The 2914-nt window shown below is 64.8% G+C and carries 4 protein-coding genes; 3 read left to right on the top strand and 1 reads right to left on the bottom strand.

The genetic code is table 11. From position 1 onward, the window contains the following. Positions 1–100: FitA-like ribbon-helix-helix domain-containing protein (locus VHL31_RS27095; protein WP_414653816.1), on the bottom strand; the 100-nt coding region annotated here is incomplete at its 3' end. A 328-nt stretch (positions 101–428) separates the two neighbouring features. Here VHL31_RS27095 and VHL31_RS24065 point away from each other — a divergent pair. The 3 genes from VHL31_RS24065 (at position 429) to VHL31_RS24055 (ending at position 2744) form a co-directional block, all read left to right on the top strand. After that, positions 429–839, top strand: a complete 411-nt coding sequence (locus tag VHL31_RS24065) for a hypothetical protein (RefSeq protein ID WP_329663788.1) — start codon at positions 429–431, stop codon at positions 837–839. Positions 840–1173: 334 nt separating this feature from the next. Next, complete coding sequence (locus VHL31_RS24060; protein ID WP_329663787.1) at positions 1174–1956, top strand: ABC transporter ATP-binding protein; 783 nt, start codon at positions 1174–1176, stop codon at positions 1954–1956. Beyond that, complete coding sequence (locus tag VHL31_RS24055) at positions 1956–2744, top strand: ABC transporter permease (protein WP_329663786.1); 789 nt, start codon at positions 1956–1958, stop codon at positions 2742–2744. Before VHL31_RS24060 ends, VHL31_RS24055 begins: the two co-directional genes overlap by 1 nt. Positions 2745–2914 lie beyond the last annotated feature (170 nt).

The following is a 2914-nucleotide window of genomic DNA, read 5'->3' as shown; positions in this document are numbered from 1 at the left end:
AACGCACTTCTTCTTCCATCGAGCGGCCATGGCGGGCAGCACGGACCCGCAGCCGCTCCTTTACGGTCGGATCGAGGTTGCGGACAGTGAGGCTGGCCATGGCATTGAGCTAACCGAGCTATTTGATTGCAATGTAATCATCGATTGCACGCGTAACAAGTCTGGATTGGCTGGAACGGATCGCATCCCAGCGCCCTACGGCACGGGCTGGATGATGGAGCAACATGGCGGCTGCGACCCTGATGACCAGGGACCGCATCGGCCCATAGCCGTTCATGGGGAATAGATCATCGCGCTCTGTTGTCTTGGCCAACGTTCTCGCTTTGAGCTATCCTGAAACGTCAGCGAGCAAGGTGCCTGAACTTGTGTCTGGCACCGTCCTGCGCTCAGCCTCCCCCTGCAATGACCATCAAAAGATGCCTGTCATCATGGCTAACATTCGACTGCACGATCATGGCTGGCTTTCCCTTCCAGCCGACCTGCGCCACCATCTGGATCTGCGTACCGGCGACCGTCTCCATCTCGATATGATCGAGGGCGGACTACGGCTGCGCCTGGCCAGCCAGGCGACGACGGCTGAGGTCACGCGGCCAGCACCTCTTCAGGCGGTGCCGGACGAGCCGGTGGCCAAGCGGGGTCGTGGCCGGCCGCGCAAGCAGGGGCCAGCCGAGCCGCCTTTGGTCGAGCCACAAGCAGAGCTCCCGCTCCAGGCGGAAGAGGTTCGGCCCGAGGAAGCAACAGCCATGGCCGGGCCGGCCGGCAAGCGCGCCAGCCGCAGCCTGCTTCCCAAGCTCAAGGTCGGTGGCCGACGCAAGAGCCTTCCTGCCGACACTATCTGACCACCGTTGGCTGTGGATGGCGGATCCCCGCCTCCTGCCCGATCAGCATCAGGGTCCATGCTGTTCGAGCCCAACCCAGCCAGCCAAGGGCATCAGACGCAGTCCCTGATCCATGAGGCCGCGCCAGGTCAACCATCTGGCAGCGGAGCGTCTCCCGATCACTCACGCCTACAAGATGTAGGACTGACGAGGCTTGCACATGTCGCCTCCCCCGCCGTAACCAGGATCCGTATTGTGGGGGAGGCTCATGGTAAGATTGCAGGAGGCAGCGGCATCAACACTGTCTGACCATTCGCCACAACCCGGCGAAAAGGTGGTATCCCAGGCAATCGACTTGGCCGGGGTCACAATCTCCTTCACCCTGGGCAATCGATCCACCTACCAAGCCGTGAAGGGCATCGACCTGACTGTCGGTCCTGGCGAGTTCGTCGCTATCGTCGGCCCGACCGGCTGCGGAAAGTCGACCCTGCTCAATGCCGCGGCGGGCCTCCTGCAGCCATCCGCAGGAATGTTGCGGATCTTCGGGGCACCGCTGATGGGCCTCAACCGCCGCGCCGGCTATCTGTTCCAGCAGGACGCGCTGATGCCCTGGAAAACGGCGTTGGACAACGTCGCGGTCGCCCTTGAGCCCGTCGGAATAGGGCGGAGCGAGGCTCGCGTCCGCGCCCGCGCCTGGCTCGGCCGAATGGGACTGGCCGGCTTTGCCGACCGCTATCCGCACATGCTCTCGGGAGGGCAGCGCAAAAGGGTCGGCCTGGCGCAGATGTTGATCCGCGACCCCGAGATCCTCCTGATGGACGAGCCCTTCGGTCCACTGGATGCCCAGACCCGGCAGATCATGGGCAACCTGCTGCTCGACCTGTGGGCGGCGGAGCGCAAGGCCGTCATGTTCGTCACCCATGACCTCGAAGAGGCGATCGCACTTGCCGACCGGGTCATCGTCATGTCCGCCGGACCTGCTGCCCGCCTGATCGGGGATTATCCGGTGGCGCTGGATCGCCCGCGCGACATCGCCGAGATCCGGCTCGAACCCGCATTCCGTGTCATCCACAAGTCGATCTGGGCTTCGCTCAAGGGCGAGGTCCAGCGCGCCTATGCGCAAGGGGAGGCCGTGTGATGAAGCGGGCCACCCTGCTCCTTCTCCAGCTGCTGGTCGGGGTGGCCTTCCTCCTGATCTGGCACGTGCTGACCACCGTGCCGATCGGCGGCCGCAAGCTGCTCGACCCGTTCTTCTTCTCGACGCCGCTGGATGTACTGACGCGGACCTGGAAGGATCTGGTCGGCGGCGGGCTCTGGCGCCATGTCGGCATCACCTTGCTGGAGACGGTGCTGGCCTTCGTGACCGGCTCGGTCGGCGGGATCATCCTGGGATTTACCTTCGCGCGCCGTGCGCTGCTGGCGGCCGTGTTCGACCCCTACGTCAAGGCCGCGAACGCCCTGCCCCGGGTGGTGCTGGCGCCGATCTTCGCCTTGTGGTTCGGGCTGGGCATCTGGTCCAAGGTGGCGCTGGGATTCACCCTGGTCTTCTTCATCGTGTTCTTCAACGTCTACCAGGGTGTGCGCGAGGTCAGCCCGACCGTGCTAGCCAATGCCAGGATGCTCGGCATGAACGAGCGGCAGCTGATGCGCCACGTCTACTGGCCGGCAGCACTGACATGGGTGTTCTCCTCCTTGCACACCTCGGTCGGCTTTGCGCTGGTGGGTGCCGTGGTCGGCGAGTATCTCGGGTCGGCTGGCGGGCTTGGCTACAAGATCCAGGAGGCCGAGAGCATGTTCGACGTCACCGGCGTGTTCTCGGGCATGCTGGTGTTGACCGTGTTCGTGATCCTGCTCGATGCGGCGGTCACGGCGATCGAGCGCCGGCTGCTGGTATGGCGGCCCGCACCGGCAACTTCCACTAGCTGAACCGATCATGGGAGCAGGCTGATGACAACCCGCAGAACGGTCCTGGGCGCGGCCCTGGCCGTTGCCGCCGCCTTCCATCTGGTGGCCCCGGCGCGTGCCGCCGAACTCGAGCAGACCTCGATCACCCTGGGCGTGGGCGGCAAGCCCCTGCTCTACTACCTCCCGCTGAC

Origin of the sequence: Geminicoccus sp. (assembly GCF_036263595.1) — a bacterium.
Classification (GTDB): Bacteria; Pseudomonadota; Alphaproteobacteria; order Geminicoccales; family Geminicoccaceae; genus Geminicoccus.
This window is presented reverse-complemented; position numbering and strand designations above follow the sequence as displayed.